Source organism: Rubrivirga sp. (assembly GCF_965213695.1).
Classification (GTDB): domain Bacteria; phylum Bacteroidota; class Rhodothermia; order Rhodothermales; family Rubricoccaceae; genus Rubrivirga.
Genome location: NZ_OZ243912.1, coordinates 774,775 through 792,819 on the forward strand (window position 1 = coordinate 774,775; position 18,045 = coordinate 792,819).

Here is an 18,045-nt window from a genome sequence, read left to right on the forward strand (position 1 = left end):
TCGGTTTCGTTCCCCGCGTACGAACCGAACGGCGGCGATGGGGACGTGGCACGGGCCTGGGGCCGGGCTGCCTCAGCGAGTTGCGGGTGTGTCCCCGGCCGGCGCGACTACGCCACCGTCTCGGCGCTTTCGAGCGGACCGCTCCGAGTAGGCCCTTTCACAAAGCCAGCAGCGTCACCCGTCCGATGGCCCTTACCGCGACCCTCCCGCCCTCGTCCACCCTCGACAAGCGGCTGGTGCTGGCGGCCCTCCTCCTCGCGGCCGTCGCCGTCGCGTTCTGGACCGGCTCGCGGTACCCCGCCCTCGACGACAAGGCGCTCATGGGCGGCGACGCCCGGATCGAGGGGCTCGCCTTCGACCAGATCGTCGCCGTGGACGCGGACGCCCCCGTGGCCCTCCGGGTCGGCGCGAACGCGCTCAACTGGGCCTACACCAACAAGCAGGGCATGACGTTCGGGGTGCTGTTCGCGGCCCTCATGCTGACCGTCCTGCCGCTGCTATCGCGACGCCAGTTCGAGGGGCGGATGGCCAACACGCTCTTGGGCGTGGCAATGGGCGCGCCGCTGGGCGTCTGCGTCAACTGTGCCGTCCCCGTCGCTGAGGGCCTGCACAAAGGCGGCGCCCGCGCCGAAACGACGGTCGCCACGTTGCTCTCGTCGCCGACGCTGAACGCGGTCGTGCTCTCGATGACGTTCGCGCTGTTCCCGCTGTGGCTGGCCGGCCTCAAGGTGGGGCTCACGCTGCTCTTCATCGTGAGCGCGGTGCCGCTCCTGGTCCGCGCGCTGTGGCGGGGCGAGGGCGCCGCGCCGCGCGCCGAAGAGCTGGACCTCGTCGGCCCGGACCTCCCGGCCGCGCCGGCCCTCGACGACGCGCTCGGGCCCGACGTGGCCCCGGCGACGTGGGGCGGGGCCGCGGGGTGGACCGTCCGGGCCGTCGCCCGCAACCTGTGGTACCTCGTCCGCACGACGGTCCCGCTGATGCTGCTCGCGGGGCTCCTCGGGGCCATCGCGGTCACCGTCCTCCCGTGGGAGACCCTGGTCGACCTTCTGCCCGAGATCAGCTTCCGGTCAGCGCCCGTCGGGTCGCTCGCGGCGCTCGGGGCCGTGGCCCTGATCGGGGTGTTCTTGCCGGTCCCCATCGCGTTCGACGTCATCATCTGCGCGATCCTGGCCGCGACGGGCGTCCCGATGGCCTACGTCGCCACGCTGTTCGTCACGCTGGGCCTGTTCAGTGTCTACCCGGCCCTCCAGATGTGGCGGACCATGTCGGCGGCGACGGCGGTGGGCCTGTTCCTCTCCGTCGCGGCCCTCGGGCTCGGCGCGGGCGTCGTGGCCGACTACACGGACGAGCGCTACCGCGAGTGGGCGAGGGACAAGACGCAGGCGATCCTACTCATGGCCGACGCGACCGCCGAGCGCCCCACGTTCCCGACGGAGGCCAGGACGGCCGGCGACGTGCGCGCCCTCCTCGTCGGCCGTGCGGTCCGGCCGTCGACGCCCGTTCGAGGCGCGTGGCCCGCCGGCGTCTCGGTCGAGCGGAGCCCGTTCGCCGGCAGGCCCTCCGGCACGCCCGCGATGGCGTTTACTCGGGTCCCCGGGTCCGAGCTCGGCCTCGTCGACGTCGACAACTTCACCCCGATTCGCATGGTGGCCGCCGCAGCGAACCGGTCGTCGGCCTCGGGCGACGTCAACGGCGACGGGTGGCCGGACCTCGTGTTCACGTCCGAGGCCGGGGTCTCGCTCTGGGCCAACGTCGGCGGCGAGCGGTTCGTCCGGCAGGAGATCGCGGTGCCCGCGCTCGACGCCGCGGCGATCCGCATGGCGGCCCTCGCCGACCTCGACGGCGACGGGGCGCCGGACCTGGTCGTGGGCACCTACGACGCCGGCGAGCACGTGGTGTACAACGACGGCGGAGCGTTCACGGCCGCGGCGCACGTCCGGCTGCCCCGGCCCGAGGGCGCCGCCCTGACGTCCACGTTCGCGTTCGGCGACGTCGACCTCGACGGCGACCTCGACGTGGTGGTCGGCCGGGCCGTCGGGTACAACGTGGCCCTCGCGCGGGGCGGAGACGAGGAGGTCGTGTCGCCGCCGGGGGCTCGCAACACGCTGCTCGTCAACGGGGGCGGGCGCGGCGCGTTCGCCATGCGGTCGCTCCCCGGCCCAGACGGCGAGACGCTGACCACGTTGCTCTCGGACCTCGACCTCGACGGCGACCTCGACCTCACGGTGGGCAACGACTTCTCCGTGCCCGACGTGTTCTACGACGGCGACGGGGCCGGCGGCTTCCGGATCGTCACGAACCAGGAGGGCCGCATCCCGGCGTCCACGACCACGACCATGGCCATGGTCTCAGCTGACCTCGACAACGACCTCGACCCGGAGCTGTTCGTCGCTCAGATCTCGCGGGGACGCCCCCACCGCGCGTCGGTCCAGAAGGTCTGTGGCGACCTCCCAGGCGCGGACCGGGAGACGTGCGTGCGGCGGATGACCCAGCAACGCACCATGGTCGCAGCGAGGGGACGGAACGAGCCCTCGCTCTGCCTCTCGCTGCCCACGGCCCAGGACCAGGCCGACTGCGCGGCCCGCATCGAGTTCCACGTCGAGGGCATCGGGCACTCGGGGCCGCCGCCGTCGTGCGAGCGCTTGGCGGCGAACCCACGGTGGGCGGGGCTGGCCGAGCGGTGCCGGTTGGGAGGGGCCCCCCTCGTCCGGCCGTCGCCCGAGGAGCGGGCGACGTTCATCCCCTCCCGGATGGAGCACAACGTCCTCTTTCGCCGGACGGACTCGGGGGCCTACGAGGAGGTCGCGGAGCCGATGGGGCTCTCGAAGACCGCGTGGACTTGGAACGCTCGCTTCGCCGACCTCGACCAGGACGGGTGGCAAGACCTGTACGTGGTGAGTGGCCACATGATCAACCGGCAGACCGACCGGAACCTCCTCTTCCGCAACGTCGGCGGCGAGCGGTTCGAGGACGTCACCGAGGCGGCCGGCGTCGCGTCCTGGCTCGACACGTTCTCCTACACCTACGTCGACTACGACCGCGACGGGGACCTCGACCTGGTCGTGCCGAGCGGGCTCGGGCCGGTCGAGGTGTACCGCAACGACACCGGGGGCGCGGCGCTCCAGATCGCGCTCCACGACGGGGCCTCGGCCAACCCGTCCGGCGTCGGGGCCGTCGTCACGATCACGACCGCCGACGGGCAGCGCCAGATGCGCGAGGTCACGCTCAGCGGCGGCTACCTCTCGTGGGACGAGCCGGTCGCCCACTTCGGCCTGGGCACGGCGACCGGGGTCCAGCGCGTCGAGGTCCGGTGGCCGACGGGCGAGCGGACCCGGCTCGACGGCCCGCTCGCGGCCGGGGCGCGCTACGTGGTCCGCCGGGCGGCGGCCGGCGCGCCGCGACGCCCGTGAGGGAGCGCGTGGCAGAGCTTCGCGGGCGCCTCGCGTTCGTGCGGTTCGCGCTCCGGCTCGTCTGGGACGCGGCGCCGCGCTACTCCGCCGTGTGGGCCGCCCTGCTCCTCGTCCAGGGCCTGGTCCCCCCCATCGTCATCTCCCTGACGAAGCGGGTCGTGGACGCGGCGAACGCGGCGGTCGGGGCCGGGCTCTCCGCCGAGACGCTGGTCCCGGTCCTGGTCCCGGTCGGGGCGATGGCGGCGCTGTACGCGCTCCAGCAGGTCGCGTCGTCGGTGACGGAGTGGGTCACGGTGGCCCAGGGCGAGCTCGTCGAGGACCACGTCAAGTCGCTCATCCACGAGCGGTCGGTCGCCTCGGACTACGGGTTCTACGAGTCGCCGGACTACCACGACCTCTTGGAGCAGGTCAACGCGCAGGCGGGCTCCCGGACGCTCCAGCTGCTCCAGGGCCTGGGGGCGTTCGCGCAGTCCTCGGTCACGTTGGTCTCGCTCGCGGCCCTGCTGATGAGCTACAGCGTCCTGATCCCGGTGGCCCTGGTCGCGAGCACGGTCCCGGCCTTCCTCATCGTCGTCCGGCACAACCGGCGCTACCACGCCTGGTGGAAGGGGGCGACGCCGCGTCGGCGGCGGGTCCGGTACTACGACTCGGTGCTGACGTCGGACGCGACCGCGGCCGAGGTCCGGATCTACGGGCTGGGCGACTGGCTCCGCGCGACGTACCGCTCGCTCCGGGCCGTCCTGTTCCGCGAGCGGGTCGTGCTGGTCCGGCGCCAGTCCCTGGCCAAGCTCGGGGCGGTCGCCAGCGCCTCGGTCGTGACGCTCGCCGTGCTCGCCTGGGTCGGCCTCCGCGCGGTCCGGGGCGAGGCCACGCTGGGCGACATCGCCCTGTTCTACCAGGCGTTCTCGAAGGGGCAGAGCGTGGTCAACGCCCTGCTCCAGAGCGTGGGCCAGGTGTACACCCACACCCTCTTCCTGGAGCACCTCCACGCCTTCCTCGGCCAGACGGACGAGCTCCGGGACCCGCCGGACCCGGTCCCCGTCCCGGCCCCGTTCCGTCGGGGGATCGCCTTCGAGGGGGTCACGTTCCGGTACCCCGGCGCGCAGGCCCCCGCGCTCCGCGCGTTCGACCTCGAGGTCCCGGCCGGGAAGGTCGTGGCGATGGTGGGCGAGAACGGGGCCGGCAAGAGCACCTTCATCAAGCTCCTGTGCCGGTTCTACGACCCCGACCAGGGCCGCGTCACCATCGACGGCATCGACCTCCGGTCGTTCGCCCAGGACGACCTCCGCCGCCAGATCTCGGTGATGTTCCAGTCCCCGACGCGCTACCACATGACGGTCGAGCAGAACATCCGCCTGGGCGACCTCGACTCGGACGCGGGGGCCGAGGCGGTGCGAGAGGCCGCTCGCGGGAGCGGCGCCGACGCACTGTTCGAGGGGCTTCCCAAGGGCTACAAAACTCCCTTGGGCCGGTGGTTCCAGGGCGGCGTCGAGCTGAGCGGGGGCGAGTGGCAGCGCGTGGCCCTCGCGCGGTCGTTCTTCCGCCAGGCCTCCCTCGTGGTGCTCGACGAGCCGACGAGCGCCATGGACTCGTGGACGGAGCACGAGTGGCTCACCCGGTTCCGCGAGATGGTCGCCGGGCAGACGGCGCTCCTCATCACCCACCGCTTCACGACGGCCATGCGGGCCGACGTTATCCACGTGGTCGAGCACGGGGCGGTCGTCGAGTCGGGGTCCCACGCCGAGCTCCTCGAGCTCGGCGGGCGCTACGCGACGTCTTGGCGGGACCAGATGGAGCAGGCCCGGTCGGCCTCGGCGCTGGAGGGAGGGGGGGACGGGGCCACACGGGCCTCCGTCCCCGGCTAGGTCTCCATCGGCGGCCACCGGGTGGCCGAAGAAGACTCCGACATCGACATGACGCCTCCCGTCCGACAGGCCGAACACGCCCCTGCCCGGGGGCCGCTCGCGGCCGTCGTCGTCCGCCCCTCCGAGGAGCCCGCTGGGCCGGAGGTCCGCCTGGTCTACGCCGACCTCGACCTCGCCGAGCGGGAGGACCTGCGCCGGTCGCTCGGCCTCTCGCCGGGCCAGGCGCCGGACGACGACGCCCTCGTCCTCGCGGCCTACCGGGCGTGGGGGCCGGCGTCGGCCGAGCGGCTCGGGGGCGCGTTCGCGTTCGCGGTCTGGGACGGCGAGCGCGGGGCGATGGTCGCGGCGCGGGACCCGGTCGGGCTCCGGCCCCTGTTTTGGGCCACCGTGGGCGCCGCCGTGGTCGTGGGCGGGGACGTCCAGGCCGTCCTCGACACGGGTGCCGTCCCCGACGGTCTCGACGACGACATGATGGCGGGCGCCCTGCTCGACGGCTCGTTCAAGCCCATCTACTTTGGGCGGACGTACCTCCGGGCGGTCCGCGAGCTCCCCGGAGGCCACCGGCTCGTTGCGGACGCGACCGGCGGGCGGACCGACCGCTATTGGCGCCCCGAGGACACGCCCCGGCTCGCCCTCCGCGACATCGACGAGGTCGGCGAGGCGCTGCGGGAGATCCTCCGCGAGGTCGTCCGGGAGGCCGTCGCCGGGGACTCGCCCGGGACGGTCGGCGCGCACCTCTCGTCCGGGATCGACTCGACGACGGTCACCGCGTTCGCGGCGGAGGCCCTGGGCGGAGCCCCGCTTCCGGCCTTTCCCTGGCAGCCGCCCCCGCCTCCCGGTGGTCCGCTCCCGGCCGAGCACCGGCGCATCGAGGCGCTCGCCCACCGGTGGGACCTCCCGGTGACGTACTGCCCGCGGACCCCCGACGACACCTTCGCCGCCGTGCTCCTCGACGCCACGCGAGACCCCACCACGATGTGGGCCCCCGAGGCCCCGGTGCGGCGGGCCGCGTGCGCCGCCGGCGTCCGCACGCTGATGTCGGGGTGGGGCGGCGACGAGGCGATCAGCTTCAGCGGCCGGAGCTTGGTCACGACGCACCTGGCGCGCCGCGGACACCTCGGCCCCGTCCTGGCGATGGTCGCCCGCGACCCCGTGGACGCCCTCCGCCGAGCCCGAGGGGTGCGCCAGCGGGCGTCCATCGGCCGGGGGCTCCCGTCGCTCGACGCGGTCCGCCAGTCGGCCGCGCGTGGGGAGATCGACTCGTTCGCCCACCCTGACCTTCTGACGCGGGCCCGGATCCCCGACCGGGAGCCGCCGCCTCGGGACCCCCGCGGGTACATGGCCTGGCTCCTGCGCCGGGGCCACATCGCGGATCGCACGGGCGCGTGGGCGCGGGCGGGGGCGCCGTACGGGCTCCGGTACTGCTACCCCCTGCTCGACCGGCGCGTGCTCGCGTTCGCGCTCGGGCTCCCACTGGAGGTCTGGCTCACCCGGGACGGCCAGCGCCGGTGGCCGCTCCGCGCGGCGGGCGAGGGCCTGGTCCCGGACGTCGTCCGCCTCGGCGGCAAGTCCGAGCCGATGTGGATCGAGTCGGGCCAGCGGGCGAGCCAGGGGGTCGCCGAGCGGATTGCCCCCCTCATCACGCCCGAAGCCGTCGGCTCGCGAGGGGACTACGTCGACGTCCCGAAGCTCAGGGCAGCCTTCGAGCGCCAGCTTCAGGGGACCCCGCCTCCGGAGGAGGTCGCCTCTCCGGCGGCCGGCGGGGGGGGGGCCGCGAGCTACCTCGCGCTCGGCGACGCGCACGGCGTGCTTCCGCGTGGGGCGAGGCCGTCGGGCGAGAGGGGCACCTGCGAGTAGAACGACGGCGGACGATTGGGGAGGGAAGGACCGGGGTCACGGGGGGCCGGACGCCGTGGCCCCGCGTCGCGCGTCGTCAGCGGCCCGTGCCGATCGACCGGCCCATCCGGACGACGGAGCCGGCCGCGAGCGATGGGTCGAGCTGGACGCGGCCTTCCTCGAACGCCAGCACGACGCTGCTCCCCAGCAGGAACCGCCCGATCTCGGCACCCTTCTCGAACGCGAGGTCGTGCTCCGTCACCCGCCGCTCGCGGTACGGCGAGCGCGGGCCGTCCCAGACCGTCACGATGCTCGCCACGATCATCGCCCCGACCATCACCACGAGCATGGTCCCGTGCGCCGTCTCGAACTCCATCACCAGCCGCTCGTTGACGGCGAACAGGCCGGGGACGCCGGCCTCGGTCGAGGCGTTGACCGAGAACAGCGCGCCCGGGATGGCGACCGTCCGCACGAGCCGGCCCGCCAGCGGGAGGTGGACGCGGTGGTAGTCCTTCGGTGAGAGGTAGACCGTCGCGAACGGGCCGCCCTCGAAGGCCGGCCCCCCGCACACGTCGGCGAGCGCGCCGAACGAGTAGCGGACGCCCTTGGCCTGGATCAGCTCGCCGCGCTCGATGAGCCCGACCTGGCTCACGGCGCCGTCGGCGGGGCTCACGACCGAGTCCGGCGCCGCGTCGACCGGCCGGGCGCCGGGCCGGAGCGAGCGGCTGAAGAAGTCGTTGAAGGAGCGGTAGCTCGCGAGGTCCGGCCGCTCGGCCTCCGCCATGTCGACGCCGTAGGCGCGGGCGAACGCGCGGACGAGGGGCCCGCGGACCCAGCGCGCCGGGGACGCCGCCAGCCGCCCGGCGGCACGGGAGAGCCCGTGCTGGGGGAGAAGCTTCTGGAGGCGGACGAACAGGCTCATGGGCTCGGGGCCGTCGGGCGACCGGTCGGGGGGCGACGACTACTGGGAGGCGGCGGCGCCGGTTCTTGGGCCTCGGGCTCGGCCCGCGGGCGCCACCCAGATCAGGCCCCGGGCTCAAGGCGGAGAGGGCCCCCCTCGTCCCCTCCGGCCTCTCCGCCCCCCCGGCACCCCGCCCGGGGACGGGCCGTTCAGCGGAGGCTCGGCCGGTAGTCGCCGAGGCCCCAGACCAGCCGGAACGAGGCCAGCGTCGCCCCGCCCGGCCCGATCCCGACGAGCGCGCCCACGATCGGCCGCTCGCGGTCGAGGTAGTGGAGGCTGAGGCCGACCGCGAGCGACGGGCTCAGCGGGACCTTCTCACCGGGCTCCGCCCGCGCGCCGTTCAGCCGGACGCGCGGGGTGAACTCGGCCGTCACGTCGTTGTAGGCCGCGCCGACCGTGGCCATCGCGGCGCCCTCGAACAAGAACGCGCCGATGGCCTGCCCGACCACGCTCCGTGCGCCGATCCCGAGCGACAGCGCGTCGCGCCCGACGAACTCGCCTCGCGGGTAGCCCACCAGGAGGTCCCGGTCGAGCTCGGGGAGGTAGACCCACGGCAGCGGCTCGTCCCCGTCCGGCCGCGTCACGACGCCGGTCGCGCGCACGAACAGGGCGCCCCGCTCGGGCAGGAACGGCAGCCGGATAAGCGCCGGCCGGAACGCGAGCGCCGTCGCGCGGGCCCGCCAGAACCCCAGGCCCGACTCGTCGAGCGCCTGGAACCGGGCGAGCTCGCCCTCGACGTACGACCCGTGCCGCGTCATCGCCGGGATGTCGCGCGTGTCGCGGATGGCCGAGAGCGCGAGCTCGACGCCGACGCGGTCCTCCCCGGCCAGCGTCCGGAGCCGGGCGAGGTCGCCGGGCTGGACGGCGGCGAGCCCGCCCGCCCGGCGCTCCTCGAACCCGCGGAGCCGGTCGAACTTGAGCCGGACCGTCGGCTGGAGGCGGACGCCGCGCGGGCCGCCGGGCGACCACGCCAGCCGGGCCTCGGCCTCGGCCGCCAGCCGGTCCAGGAACAGCTCGCCGTCGAGCGCCGAGTGCGGGCCGTGCCCGACGAACGACGTCCGCGTCGTGGTCCAGCCGGCCACGCCGACGACGCCGACCAGCCGGTCGTGGCCGAGCTCGCCCGTGAGGTACTCGGCCTGGCCGCCCTGGAGCCGCTGCGAGATTCGGGCCTCGACCTGGAGGTGGTCGCCCCGGGCCACCACGTCATCGACGGCGACGCCGCCGCCCACGCCGAACCCCTTCGAGGTCGAGTACAGCGTCGACGGCGAGAACACCGGCCGGATCCGGGCCCGCTCGATGTCCTCGGCCGCCTCCTCGACGGCCTCCTCGACCTCTTCCTCGGCCGTGTCGACCGTGTCCGGCAGCGCCTGCGGGGCGGGCTGGACGAACGCGAGAAGCGCGGCGGCGAAGGCGAGCATAGGGAGAGGAAGGAATGGGGCGGCGCTCGGGCAGGGTCGCCGGTCGGTGTCTCTCGACCGGCCCGGACAGGCGGCGGTGCGGATGCGTCCGCTCGTCCCGTCGGCGCAGCAAAGAATAGACCCTCGGCCGGCCCGTCCTGATCCTTCCCGCCTGGCCGGCCGGGCGTCAGCCCGGAGGGCACGGCGGAGGTGCCTGGGGCCGGACAGGGCGCGGCGGGTACGCCGGAGCCCCCTCGGTGGAGCGCACGCGGACAAGACAGGGTATCCTGAGGCCGGTTCTCTCTTGACTCGTTCCGCCCATGATCTTCGGAGTGCCCCGCGAGACGGCGCCCGGCGAGCGCCGCGTCGCCCTGACGCCCGACGCCGTCCGGCGGCTGGTCCGAGTCGGCGTCGAGGTCGTCGTCGAGCGGGGGGCCGGCGCGTCGGCGTTCGTCACGGACGCGGCGTTCCAGGCCGCCGGCGCCCGCTTGGGCACCCGCCCCGACGCGCTCGGCGCGGACGGGGTGGCGACCGTTAAGGGGCTCGCGGCCGACGACCTGGCGCACGTCCGCGACGGGGCCATCGTCGTGGGGCTGCTCCGCCCGCTCGACGAGCCGGAGGCGCTGGCGGGCCTGGCCGAGCGGGGCGCGACGGCCGTCGCGATGGAGCTCGTCCCCCGGATCTCGCGGGCGCAGAAGATGGACGCGCTCTCGGCCATGAGCACCGTCGCCGGCTACCGGGCCGTGCTGCTGGCCGCCGAGCGGCTGCCCAAGTTTTTCCCGCTCCTGACGACGGCGGCGGGGACGGTCCGCCCGGCGCGCGTGTTGGTGCTGGGCGCGGGCGTGGCCGGGCTCCAGGCGCTGGCGACGGCCCGGCGGCTGGGCGCGGTCACGTCGGCGTACGACGTCCGGGCGGCGGCGCGCGAGCAGGTCGAGTCGGTCGGCGCGGCGTTCGTCGAGCTCGACCTGGGCGCGGGCGACGCCGAGGACGCCGGCGGCTACGCGAAAGCGCTCACCGAGGCCCAGCTCACTCTCCAGCGCGACCAGCTCGCGGCGCTCGTGGCCGACGTCGACGTGGTCGTCACGACGGCGCTCATCCCGGGCCGCCCGGCGCCGCTCTTGCTCACCGACGCGGCCGTGGCCGCGCTCGCGCCCGGCTCGGTCGTCGTCGACCTGGCGGCGCCGAACGGCGGCAACTGCGCCGCGACCGTCCCGGGCGAGACCGTCGAGGTGGGCGGGGTCTCCGTCGTGGGCCCGCTCGACCTGGCGGCCGACATGCCGCTCCACGCCAGCGACATGTACGGCCGGACCGTGGCCGCCCTCGTCACCGAGTTCTTGGGCGACGACGGCCGGTTCGCCGTCGACCTGGAGGACGAGATCCTGGCCGGCGCCGTCGTCACGCACGGCGGGGCCGTCGTCCACCCGCGCGTGCTCGCGCTCCTGCCCGAGGCGACGGGATGAGCTTTTCCTCTCTGCCGACCGCGTTCGGGCGGATGCGTGATGCGTGATCCGTCGCGAGCGCCCTCACGCATCACGAATCACGGATCTTCGTCCGACGCCAGTTTCCCGTTCTCCTCTGAACCGACCCCATGGACCTCACCCTCCTCGTCGTCTTCGTGCTCGCCTCGTTCGTCGGGATCGAGGTGATCTCGAAGGTGCCCGCGACGCTCCACACGCCGCTGATGTCGGGCTCGAACGCGATCAGCGGCATCACCATCGTCGGCGCGCTCGTGGTGGCCGGGGCCGTCGAGAGCCCGTGGGCGAAGTGGGTCGGGCTGGCGGCCCTCGTGCTGGCGACGATCAACGTGGTCGGCGGTTTCCTCGTCACCGACCGGATGCTCGAGATGTTCAAGCCGCGCGAGCGGGGGGAGGAGGGAGGGTAGAGGATCGAGAGGAGGGGGTCCGCATCGAGGTGCGGCCACCTCCCGAGTCACTGACCCACCGACGCACTGACCGACTGACCCACTGACGCACCGATGACCGACGCCCTCGTCACGCTCGCCTACCTCGTGGCCGCGTCCCTGTTCATCCTGGGCCTCAAGCGGCTCGGCTCGCCACGGACGGCGCGGGCCGGCAACCGGATGGCGGCCGTCGGGATGCTGGTCGGCGTGGTGGCGGCCCTGTTCGAGGAGCAGATCCTGAACCCGGTCGAGCTCATCGCCGGGCTCGCCGTCGGCGGGCTCGTCGGCGTGTGGCTGGCGCGGCGGACGCCGCTGACCGAGATGCCCGAGCTGGTGGCCGCGTTCAACGGGTTCGGCGGGGCCGCGTCGGCGCTCGTGGCCGGGGCCGAGCTGTTGCGGTCGCTGGACGAGCCGGAGCTGCCCGTCGGGCCCGTCGTCGCGCTGACGGTCGGGCTGTCGGTGCTGATCGGGGCGGTCACGCTGAGCGGGTCGTTCGTCGCGTTCGGCAAGCTGCGGGGGCGGAATCTGGGCGCGTTCCCCGGCATCCGCGTCGTGTCCGTGGCCGTCGGGCTGGCGACGCTCGGCGCGCTCGCGCTGCTGACAATGGGGGCCGTGGACGGCGCCGTCGGGGCCGAGGGGACGGCGGCGTTGGCGGCGCTCGCGGCGCTGGCCCTCGTGTTGGGCGTGCTCCTGGTCGTCCCCATCGGCGGGGCCGACATGCCGGTCGTGGTCGCGCTGCTGAATGCGTACTCCGGGCTGGCCGCCGCCGCGACCGGCTTCGTGCTCGGCAACGTGGCGCTCATCGTGTCGGGCGCGCTCGTCGGCGCGAGCGGGCTGATCCTGACCCGGATCATGTGTGAGGCCATGAACCGGTCGCTCGGCAACGTCCTGCTCGGCGGGTTCGGCGCCACGGCGGCGACCGCGAGCGGCGGCGACGACGAGGAGGACCGGCCGGTCCGCTCCACGACGCCCGACGACGCGGCCGTGATGATGGCCTACGCCCAGAAAGTCGTCATCGTCCCGGGCTACGGGCTGGCGGTGGCCCAAGCGCAGCACGAGGCGCGCGAGCTGGCGGACCTCTTGCAAAAGGAGGGCGTCGAGGTGAGCTACGCCATCCACCCGGTCGCCGGGCGGATGCCGGGCCACATGAACGTGCTCCTGGCCGAAGCGAACGTGCCCTACGACCGGCTCGTCGAGATGGACGACGTGAACCCCGAGTTCGCCCAGACCGACGTCGTGCTCGTCGTCGGCGCCAACGACGTCGTCAACCCGGGCGCCCGCGACGACCCCGCCAGCCCGATCTACGGGATGCCGGTCTTGAACGTGGACGAGGCCCAGCAGGTCATCGTGATGAAGCGGAGCATGAGCACGGGCTACGCGGGCATCCAGAACCCGCTCTTCTTCAAGGACAACACGGCCATGCTGTTCGGCGACGCGAAGGCCTCGCTGAAGGCGATTGTCGGCGAGCTGAAGACGTTGCAGGTGGCGTGAGCGGGGAGGCGCGGACGGAGAGGCGTGAGCACGGAGGGAGACGGCACCAGGGCGAGCGCATTTTCGGCTCGCGGCTCGCGGCTCGGAGACGGGGTCGGAGGGCGGGGGTGTGGGCGTATGGGAGTGGACGTCCCCCACACCCCCTCCTCCCACACTCTGGCTTCGGCTCGTGGACTGGAGAATGGGTCCACCCTGAAGACGGCACCCACGCCGTCCCTCTGCCCGTTCCCATTTCCCCTTTCCCGCGAGCGTAGCGAGCCCCTGTCTGGCACCGTGTTTGGGAGACGGGTCCGGAGAGGCGTCGTCGTCGCGTCCGGCCCGTTCACGGCCCTCCCGGCGCAACCGGACCGTGACGCGCGCTTGCCTTGATGTGTCTCACTTCCAGACCCGACCTTCCCGGCCCCGGCATCCCGGGCGCACCTCGCGCGTAGGCCGGCGGCCGGGCTCGTCGCCTAGCGTCCCCTTCCCACACGCCGCCCCTCCCGATGAGTCTCGCCACGCGCGCGGTCTACCCCTCCCAGCCGGCCCCGCTCCGCCAGCACCTCGACGCGCTCCTCGCGAGCGCCGGCGCCGACCTCGACGTCCCCGCCGACGCCCTCGTCGGGCTCGTCGTCCCCGACTCGAACCGGGCCTCCGGCGGCGAGGCCGCGGCGGTGGCCTACCGGCTCCTGCGCGGGGCCGAGCTCGACACGGTCCTCGTCGTCTCGCCGAGCCACAACGGGGCGTTCGGGCGGCTCTCGATCTGCCAGACCGACGCCTACCACACCCCGCTCGGCGCCGTCCCCATCAACGACCACCTCCGCAACGAGCTCTGCGACGAGGACGACGACATCTTCCTCGACGACACGGGCCACTACCACACCGAGGGCGCCGACGTCCAACTCCCGTTCTTGCAGACGGCGCTCGCGAGCGACTTCGACGCGGTCCCGATCGTGATGGGCGAGGAGAGCCCGGCGTTCTGCCGCGAGCTCGGGGCCGCCGTCGGCGAGGTGATGTACGGGAAGCGGGCCGTCCTGATCGGCTCGTGCGACCTGGTCGACGGCGAGGCCGACGGGTTCGAGCGGCTCCGCCAAGCCGTCGAGGGGTTCAACGAGAGCGAGCTGATGCACCTGCTCGGCAGCGAGACGGTCCGCGTCGAGGGGATGGGCGCGCTCATCACGACGTTGATCGCGTCCCGAGCGCGGGGCGCGACCCAGGCCCGCGTGCTCGCGCTGACGCCTCCCGACGGCGACGCCCCCGGCACGCTCGCCGTCGCCTTCTGGAAGGGGTGACGAGGCCTCAGGCATCAGGAGTCAGGCATCAGCAGGTGCCCCCGGGCTCTCTGCTCTGGCCCTGACCCCCCGATTCCTGACCCCTCCCCGATGACCACGTTCGCCTCCGCCTTCCCGAGCCCGCGCCCCGCTGTTGCTGTCGTCGGCGCGGGGGCGATGGCGCGCGCGCTGGGGCTGCGGCTGGCGGAGAGCGGGTACCCCGTCGAGGCCGTCGTGAGCCGGCGGCGCGGGCCGGCGGAGGCGCTGGCCGGGCTGCTCGGCGCGCGTGTCGCCTCGGACCGGCTGGGCGACGTCCCCGGCGTCCCGCTCGCCGTGCTCGCCGTCCCCGACGACCAGATCGCCGACGTGGCCGAGACGCTCGTGTGCGCGCCGCGGTCGTGGCACGGCGCCGTCGTGCTCCACACGTCGGGCGCGCTCACGGCCTCGGCGCTGGAGCCGCTCCGCCAGGAGGGCGCGCGGACGTTGTCGTTCCACCCGCTCCAGACGCTCACGCGGGAGGCCGACGCCGAGACGCTGTCCGGCGTCACGGTCGCCGTCGAGGGCGAGCCGCCGGGCGTCGCCGCCGGGATCGAGCTGGCGGTCGGGTTGGGGATGCGGTACCTCGTGCTCGCGGCCGACGCCAAGCCGCGCTACCACCTGGCCGCGTCGATGGCCTCGAACTTGGTCGTGACCCTGATGGCGATGGTCCAGGAGGTCCTGGCCTCGATCGGCGTCGACCGCCGTGAGGCCATGTCGATCCTGGGCCCACTCCTCCAGGGGACCCTCGGCAACCTGGCCGCGTCGTCGCCGGAGGACGCGCTGACGGGGCCCGTCGCCCGGGGCGACCTGGGGACGCTGCGGGCGCACGGGTTGGCGCTCCGCAAGGACCTCCCGCACCTGGTCCCGGCCTACGCCGCGCTCTCGGTCGAGGCCGTCCGCCTGGCCGTCCGCGCGGGGACGCTGGCGCCCGACCGGGCCGAGGACGTGCTGGCGCTGCTGGAGCGGATGGTGACGCTGCCACTACCCCAGGGCGCGGCGCCGAAGACGCCCGAGGGCCCGCGCCCGCCGGCCCCGTCGCGCGCCGGGTCGCCGTAGACGAGGGTGGGCGCCGGCCACGAGCCCTAGAAACGGTCCCCTCCGCCCCCTCCGCTCCCGACTGTGGAGGCTCGGCGGAGGACCGGTGGAGGCGGCGCGGTGAGACGGCCAAGCGTTCGCGGGGACGACAGATGGCTGGCCAAACCGCCCCTGCTGTCCCGTTCTTAGCGCCTTCGTGCTGTCCCGACTCCGGCAGGCCCGCCTGCCCGTCCTCTGTATGCACCGTTCGATTCCCTCTGACGTCCTCGACCTCGCCCCCGGTCTGACGGCCGAGACCGTCCAGGCCCTGGCGCTCCGGAGCGTCCGCCGCGACTCGGCGTCGTCGTTCCAGGCGCTGCTGGCCGCCGCCGCCGCCGCAGTCCGCGCGACGCTGGGCCCGGTGGGCGACGCCGAGGCCGCCGCGCTCAGCCTGCGCCAGCGCGAGACGGTCGCCGCCGTCGCCGCCGACTTGGGCGCCGTCCTCGACGCCCTGGCGTCCGGCGTGTCGGACGAGGCCCGGTGCCTCGGCCGCGTCCGCCCGGCCGACCGCGTCCGCGCCGTCTCGCGGCCGTCGCCGGGCTGGCTCCCGCGCCTGCGCGAGCGGGCCGCCGAGCTGGCCCACGCCTCGGCAACCCCGTGCCCGACGTGGCTCGCCGCCGCCGCCGCCGCCGTCGAGGCGCTCGGCCAGACCGCCGAGCACGTCGCCACGCTGGCCTCCGCCCAGCGCCCCGACTCGTCCGCCCGCATCCTGGGCGACCGCGTGGCCGACGCCCTCCGCTCCGGCCGCGACGCGCTCCTCGAAGACGTCGCTCGCCTGGTGGATTAGGGCTCGCGGGTCGGAGAGGGACGCGGGATGGAGGGAGGCGCCGTGGGCGAGGTCACCGGGCGACCAGGGCTATCGCATACCCCCTGACGTGTCATCCTGAGCCTGCAAAGGATCTCAGGACGATGCGGGGGTCGTCGGCACCGCTGCCTGCGGCTGAGGGACCGCGTTGAGATCCCCCGCCTTCGCGGGGGCAGGCTCTTCGCTCCGCTCAGGATGACAGGGTGGGGCGACCGAACGTCGAGGTTGCGGTAGCCCTGCCGGGCGACCCGAGGCCTCCTCATCAGCCTCGGACGCGAGGGTCTTCGCACGAATGCCCGGGAGCGCCCGCCTCCGCACGGTCTATCCTCCCCCTTCCATCCTCCCCGTGCAATGGCCCTCACCGAGCAAGAGCAGATCCGCCGCGACCACCTCGACGCCTTGCGCGAGGCTGGCGTCGAGCCGTACCCCGCCGAGGCGTGGCCCGTCACGCACCGCGCCGCCGAGATCCTCGACGCCTACGACGACGCCGCGCACGACCCCGAGCGGGCCGGTGACGGCCCGGACGGGACCACGCCCATCCGCGCGACCGTCGCCGGGCGGATGCTGACCAAGCGGGTCATGGGCAAGGCCGCTTTTTTCCATCTGGCGGACGAGAGCGGCCAGGTCCAGATCTACGTCAAGCGCGACAACCTCCCGGAGGGCGAGTACAACGAGGTGTTCAAGCGGCTGCTCGACACCGGCGACTGGCTCGGCGTCGAGGGCACCGTCTTCCGCACGCGGATGGGCGAGGTCTCGGTCGAGGCCGACCGGCTGGTGCTCCTGGCGAAGTCGCTCAAGCCGCTGCCCGTCGAGAAGACGGTGACGGACGAGGCCACCGGCGAGACCAGAACGTTCAACGAGGTCTCGGATCCCGAATTCCGCTACCGCCAGCGCTACGCCGACCTCGCGCTCCACCCCGAGGTCCGCGACGTGTTTCGGACGCGCCACCGGATCGTCCGCACGTTGCAGCACTTCCTGGACGACCAGGGCTACGTCGAGGTCGAGACGCCGGCGCTCCAGCCGCTCTACGGCGGCGCCGCCGCGCGCCCGTTCACGACGCACCACAACGCGCTCGACATGCCGCTCTTCTTGCGCATCGCGGACGAGCTGTACCTCAAGCGGCTCCTCGTCGGCGGCTTCGAGGGCGTCTACGAGATCGCGAAGGACTTCCGGAACGAGGGGCTCTCCCGCTTCCACAACCCGGAGTTCACCATGCTCGAGCTCTACGTTGCCTTTAAGGACTACGACTGGATGATGGGGCTCGTCGAGCGGATGATCGAGGCCGTCGCCCGGGCGGTCCACGGCTCGACCGACGTCCCGCGCACCATCGACGGCACGACGCACACGCTCGACGTTTCGGCCCCCTTCCGCCGCCTCCCCCTCTTCGACGCCATCGCCCAAGCGACCGGCCACCAGCTCTACCGTGACGGCGCGGTCGCCGGCCGGGACGAGATCGCCGGCGTCGCCAAGGAGATCGGCTTGGACGTGGACGCCAGCATGGGCGTGGGCAAGCTCGTCGACGAGATCTTCGGCGAGGCCGTCGAGCCGACCCTCGTCCAGCCGACGTTCATCACGGACTACCCGGTCGAGCTGTCGCCGCTCGCCAAGCGGCATCGGACGAAGCCCGGGCTCGTCGAGCGGTTCGAGCTGATCGCGGCCGGCAAGGAGCTGTGCAACGCCTTCTCGGAGCTCAACGACCCGCTCGACCAGCGGGCCCGCTTCGAGGACCAGGCCGGCCTCGCCGCCGCCGGCGACGACGAGGCCACGCGCGAGATCGACGAGGACTACCTCCGCGCGCTCGAGTACGGGATGCCGCCCGCGGCTGGCCTGGGCGTCGGCATCGACCGGCTGGCCATGCTGATGACCGACCAGCCCTCCATCCGCGACGTCCTGCTGTTCCCGCTCTTGCGTCCGGAGACCACCGCCAGCGCGGACGCCGAGAGAACGCCGGCGGCCTGACCCGCTGCTGGCGTCCGCCACTGGCGCCACCCCCGCCCTTGTCATCATGAGCGGAGCG

At 74.0% G+C, this 18,045-nt stretch carries 12 protein-coding genes; 10 read left to right on the forward strand and 2 right to left on the reverse strand.

Annotated features, from left to right (window positions below):
- Positions 1-185: 185 nt before the first annotated feature.
- From ACOOHE_RS03470 to ACOOHE_RS03480, 3 genes are read left to right on the forward strand one after another with little or no spacing between them, the layout of a single operon-like run.
- Positions 186-3,410 (forward strand): FG-GAP-like repeat-containing protein, encoded by a 3,225-nt coding sequence (locus tag ACOOHE_RS03470; protein WP_420456408.1) that lies wholly within the window; start codon positions 186-188, stop codon positions 3,408-3,410.
- 8 nt (positions 3,411-3,418) lie between these two features.
- On the forward strand, positions 3,419-5,275 hold the full coding sequence (locus ACOOHE_RS03475; protein WP_420456409.1) for an ABC transporter ATP-binding protein: 1,857 nt from the start codon (positions 3,419-3,421) through the stop codon (positions 5,273-5,275).
- Between the two features lie 48 nt (positions 5,276-5,323).
- Positions 5,324-7,132 carry an asparagine synthase-related protein gene (locus tag ACOOHE_RS03480; RefSeq protein ID WP_420456410.1) on the forward strand — a complete coding sequence of 603 codons (1,809 nt, stop codon included), beginning with the start codon at positions 5,324-5,326 and terminating at the stop codon, positions 7,130-7,132.
- 76 nt (positions 7,133-7,208) lie between these two features.
- Here ACOOHE_RS03480 and asd read toward each other — a convergent pair whose 3' ends face one another.
- Both asd and ACOOHE_RS03490 read right to left on the reverse strand, forming a co-directional pair.
- Positions 7,209-8,033, reverse strand: a complete 825-nt coding sequence (asd, locus tag ACOOHE_RS03485; RefSeq protein WP_420456411.1) for an archaetidylserine decarboxylase — start codon at positions 8,031-8,033, stop codon at positions 7,209-7,211.
- A 188-nt stretch (positions 8,034-8,221) separates the two neighbouring features.
- On the reverse strand, positions 8,222-9,490 hold the full coding sequence (locus ACOOHE_RS03490) for a hypothetical protein (protein ID WP_420456412.1): 1,269 nt from the start codon (positions 9,488-9,490) through the stop codon (positions 8,222-8,224).
- Positions 9,491-9,801: 311 nt separating this feature from the next.
- Here ACOOHE_RS03490 and ACOOHE_RS03495 point away from each other — a divergent pair, with 311 nt between their 5' ends.
- The 7 genes from ACOOHE_RS03495 (at position 9,802) to lysS (ending at position 17,987) form a co-directional block, all read left to right on the forward strand.
- The gene (locus ACOOHE_RS03495; protein ID WP_420456413.1) at positions 9,802-10,929 is read left to right on the forward strand and encodes a Re/Si-specific NAD(P)(+) transhydrogenase subunit alpha; all 1,128 of its coding nucleotides are present in this window, start codon (positions 9,802-9,804) and stop codon (positions 10,927-10,929) included.
- A 128-nt stretch (positions 10,930-11,057) separates the two neighbouring features.
- Entirely contained in the window at positions 11,058-11,351 is a 294-nt protein-coding gene (locus ACOOHE_RS03500; RefSeq protein ID WP_420456414.1) for an NAD(P) transhydrogenase subunit alpha, read from the forward strand.
- Positions 11,352-11,444: 93 nt separating this feature from the next.
- Positions 11,445-12,860 (forward strand): NAD(P)(+) transhydrogenase (Re/Si-specific) subunit beta, encoded by a 1,416-nt coding sequence (locus ACOOHE_RS03505; protein ID WP_420456415.1) that lies wholly within the window; start codon positions 11,445-11,447, stop codon positions 12,858-12,860.
- 485 nt (positions 12,861-13,345) lie between these two features.
- On the forward strand, positions 13,346-14,131 hold the full coding sequence (gene amrB, locus ACOOHE_RS03510; protein ID WP_420456416.1) for an AmmeMemoRadiSam system protein B: 786 nt from the start codon (positions 13,346-13,348) through the stop codon (positions 14,129-14,131).
- Positions 14,132-14,221: 90 nt separating this feature from the next.
- Positions 14,222-15,205: a Rossmann-like and DUF2520 domain-containing protein gene (locus ACOOHE_RS03515; protein ID WP_420456417.1), complete on the forward strand. Its 984-nt coding sequence runs from the start codon at positions 14,222-14,224 to the stop codon at positions 15,203-15,205.
- Between the two features lie 217 nt (positions 15,206-15,422).
- Positions 15,423-16,010 carry a hypothetical protein gene (locus ACOOHE_RS03520; protein ID WP_420456418.1) on the forward strand — a complete coding sequence of 196 codons (588 nt, stop codon included), beginning with the start codon at positions 15,423-15,425 and terminating at the stop codon, positions 16,008-16,010.
- A 369-nt stretch (positions 16,011-16,379) separates the two neighbouring features.
- On the forward strand, positions 16,380-17,987 hold the full coding sequence (lysS, locus tag ACOOHE_RS03525; RefSeq protein ID WP_420456419.1) for a lysine--tRNA ligase: 1,608 nt from the start codon (positions 16,380-16,382) through the stop codon (positions 17,985-17,987).
- The last annotated feature ends 58 nt before the right edge of the window (positions 17,988-18,045 follow it).